Here is a 3,982-nt window from a genome sequence, read left to right on the forward strand (position 1 = left end):
AAGCCGGGCGACTTCGCCCTGATCGAGCGCGACGTGGCCGACGCGGCGGACGGCGAAGTGCTTGTCGAGAACCTCTACATGTCCGTGGACCCGGCCATGCGGCCCAGGCTCACCGCAGGCCAGGCGCTTGGCGAAGCCATGTTGGGCGGAGCGCTGGGCCGCGTCGCGCAGTCGAAACACCAGGGCTTCGCGGTCGGCGACCTGGTGACGAATCGGCTGGGTTTCCGGGAATACTTCACCTCCGACGGCAAGGGCCTGACGAAGCTTGCGCCTGATCCCGACCTCCCCCTGACGGTTCACATGCATGCGCTCGGAGGGACCGGTTTCACGGCCTACGGCGGGTTGTTGCATATCGGCCAGCTCAAGGATGGCGAGCAGGTGTTCGTATCCACCGCCGCTGGCGCGGTTGGCTCGATCGCCGCCCAGATCGCCAAGCTCAAGGGCTGCTACGTCGTGGGCTCGACCGGATCCGACGAAAAGGCCGCGTGGCTGCGCGAGGAGGTCGGGCTGGATGCGGTGATCAACTACAAGAAGGAGCCGATCCGCCAGGCCCTCGAGGCCGCCACTCCCAATGGGCTCGACGTCTATTTCGATAATGTCGGCGGCGACCATCTCGAAGCGGCGTTGCGGCGCATGAACACGCTCGGACGGATCCCCGTCTGCGGCTTCATCTCTGGCTACAACTCCGGCCATTCGGCTGTCTCAAACCTCTCCAACATCATCTATGCACGGGTGACGCTGCGAGGCTTCGTGGCCACGGACTTCATGCACCTCTATGGCGATTTCCAGCGCGAAATGGCCGGATGGTTGAAGGAAGGGCGGGTCAAGTACCAGGAGACGATTGTCGATGGCATCGCCGCGGCGCCTTCTGCGCTCATCGGTCTGATGGCCGGCGAGAACAGCGGCAAGATGCTTGTCAGGCTCGCGAGCTGAACGTTCCAGCGGCAGGCGGACCGGGGTCTATTGCCGCGGCGTCCGCCTCAGGGCGGGGTGCGCGCTTCGCGGGACCGTTGCCGGTTACGCCCCCGCTCTTTGTCGGCAGCGCGCGTCGAGCCGCTTTCGAAGGCTGCGAGGGGTGCTAAGGATTTCGCCCCACCTGTTCTTCGGAAGCGCCATGATCCGCCACCTGTTCAGCGCCCTAGCCGTCACCCTGTCACTGGCCCTGGCGACGCCGGCCCTGGCCGCCCCGCCCGCTCCGGACAGCAAGGTGCCGCCGATCGTCTACCGGGATCGGACCCTCGCCAACGGCCTGCGAGTGCTGACCTCGGTGGATCGCACGACGCCCAACGTCACCGTGCAGGTCTGGTACGGCGTAGGATCCAAGGACGACCCGCAAGGACGCTCCGGCTTCGCCCACCTCTTCGAACACATGATGTTCAAGGCGACAAAGGATCTGCCGGCCGAGAGCTTCGACCGGATGACCGAGGATGTGGGCGGCCTCAACAACGCTTCGACCTACGACGACTTCACCAACTACTATGAGGTCGTCCCGGCCAATCACCTGCAGCGGCTGATCTGGGCCGAGGCCGAGCGGATGGGCTGGCTGGTCGTCGACGACGCCAACTTCAAGTCCGAGCGCGACGTGGTGAAAGAGGAGCTGCGCCAGCGTGTGCTGGCCGCGCCCTACGGGCGACTGTTCACTCTCTACGTGCCGCAGGCCACCTATCGGGCGCATCCATATCACCGCCCTGGGATCGGCTCGATCGAAGAGCTGGACGCCGCGACGATCGACGACGTGCGCGCCTTCCATGCGGCCTACTACCGACCCGATAACGCCGCCCTGGTCGTGGTCGGTAACTTCGACGAGGCTGAGCTCGACGCCTGGATCGACAAATATCTCGCGCCCCTGAAGAACCCCGCCGAGCCGGTGGCGCGGGTCACGGCGGTCGAGCCGCCACGAACGGGTCCGGGCGTCTATGACGGCTACGGGCCCAATGTCCCGCTGCCGGCGGTGGCGATCACGTGGCTGGGCCCGAAGGCCTCCGACCCCGACGCGCCGGCGTTGAAGGTGCTCGATGCGATCCTTTCAGCCGGCAAGTCCTCCCGCCTCTACGACAGTCTCGTCTACGGCAAGCAGATCGCCGCTGAGATCTTCTCCAACGCGGATCTGCCGGCCCAGCCCGGCAACTTCATGGTGGGCGCGGTCATGGCTTCCGGACACTCGATTGCTGAGGGCGAGGCCGCCCTGCTGGCGGAGGTGAATCGGCTGCGCGAGGCCCCGCCCACAGCGGCCGAGTTGGACGAGGCCAAGAACCAGCTGGTGACCGGCAAGCTGCGCGAGCGCGAGACCATCGACGGACGCGGCTTTGCTTTGGGCTATGCCCTTCGCATTCAGGGCGACCCGGCAAAAGCCAACGCCGAACTCGGCGACCTGCAGGCGGTCACCGCCGCCGATGTGCAGCGTGTCGCCAAGAAGTACCTCGATCCGCAACTGCGGATGACCATTCGTTATCGGCCCGAAAGCGAGCGTCCGAAGGGCGAGGTCGCCGCCACGCCGGCCGCGCCGCCGAAGACCGTCGCGACCTATGCCGGCCCGGTCTCGGCGCTCGCCCCGGAAGGCCGGCGCCAGGCGCCGCCGCCCGTCGGGGCGCCGATCGCCCCAGTGCTGCCGAAGCCCGCCGAGCGGACGCTCGCCAACGGCCTGCGGGTGGTGGTGGCGCGATCCTCCGACCTTCCGCTGGTCACTGCAGACCTGACGCTGAAGACCGGCGGCTGGGCCGATCCAGCCGGCCTGGCGGGCGCGGCCGGCATGACCGCCGAGATGCTGACCGAAGGCACCACGACCCGTTCGGCGCGCGACGTCGCCCGCCAGGTGGAGGCCCTCGGCGCGACCCTCGACTCCAGCGCCAGCCTCGAAGCTTCGACGATCACGCTCAACGTCATGCCGGACAAGCTTCAGACCGGCATGGCGATCATGGCCGACGTCACCCGCAACCCGGCCTTCGCCGCCGAAGAACTGGAGCGGCAACGGGCCCAGGCGTTGGACGGCCTGCGAGTCGCATACCAGGAGCCGGGACAAGTGGCAGGCTTCGCCGCGGCGCCCGTGGTCTTCGCAGGCACCCCGTTCGGCCATGTGTCCACCGGCACGCCGGCCTCCATCGCCAGGATCAAGCCAGCCGACCTCGTGGCCCTGCACAAGGCTTGGTTCAGACCCGATAACGCCATCCTGGTCTTGACCGGCGACATCACCGCCGAGCAGGGATTTGCGATGGCCGAGAAGGCTTTCGGCGACTGGAGCCGGCCGGCCTCGCCGCTGCCGGCGACGCCCTCGATCAAGCCTTCAGCGAGCCCGCGCGCCATCGCCATCGACCTTCCCGGCACGGGCCAGGCGGCCGTGACCATGGTGAAGTCGGCGATCGCCCGCAACGATCCGGACTACTATCCCGGCATCGTCGCCAACACGCTCCTCGGCGGCGGCTACTCCTCGCGGCTCAACCTGGAGATCCGGGTCAAACGGGGTCTCTCCTACGGCGCGTCGTCGAACCTCAGCGCCAACCGTTCGACCGGCTCGTTCCGGGCGGCGGCCCAGACGAAAAACGAATCCGCGCCTCAGGTCCTGGGCCTGATGGCCGAGCAGATGACCTCCCTGGCCGGCAAGCCGGCGACGGCTGAGGAGTTGACGGCGCGCAAATCGAACCTCGTGGGCAGTTTCGGCCGGCGCCTCGCCACCAGCGGCGGCCTGGCCGGCATCCTGGGCAACTTGGCGCTCAATGACGTGCCGTTGGACGAGATCACCCGCTATACGGCCAAGGTCGAGGCGGTCTCGCCGGCGCAGGTGCAGGCCTTCGCCGCCCGGGTCATGGACCCCGCCCGGGCGAGCGTCATTGTCGCCGGCGACGCCAAGACCTTCGCCCCGGAGCTGAAGACAAGGCGCCCGGACCTTGAGGTGATCTCGGTGGACAAGCTCGACCTCGACAGTCCAAGCCTGAGGGCAGCCGGTAAGTAGGTCCCGCGCCGGGCGCTGAACAGACATGCAGGACCG

The 3,982-nt window shown here is 67.8% G+C and carries 2 protein-coding genes; both read left to right on the forward strand.

The features are described from left to right. On the forward strand, positions 1–933 hold a 933-nt coding region (locus VGI62_RS21335; protein WP_331506597.1), incomplete at its 5' end, for an NADP-dependent oxidoreductase. A 181-nt stretch (positions 934–1,114) separates the two neighbouring features. Further along, positions 1,115–3,946 (forward strand): pitrilysin family protein, encoded by a 2,832-nt coding sequence (locus VGI62_RS21340; RefSeq protein WP_331506598.1) that lies wholly within the window; start codon positions 1,115–1,117, stop codon positions 3,944–3,946. The last annotated feature ends 36 nt before the right edge of the window (positions 3,947–3,982 follow it).

Source organism: Phenylobacterium sp. (genome assembly GCF_036495085.1).
Classification (GTDB): Bacteria; Pseudomonadota; Alphaproteobacteria; order Caulobacterales; family Caulobacteraceae; genus Phenylobacterium.

What these genes read in the sequence shown, in the direction of transcription:
- VGI62_RS21340 (WP_331506598.1), top strand. Translation starts at nt 1,115, where the DNA reads ATGATCCGCCACCTGTTCAGCGCCCTAGCCGTCACCCTGTCACTGGCC.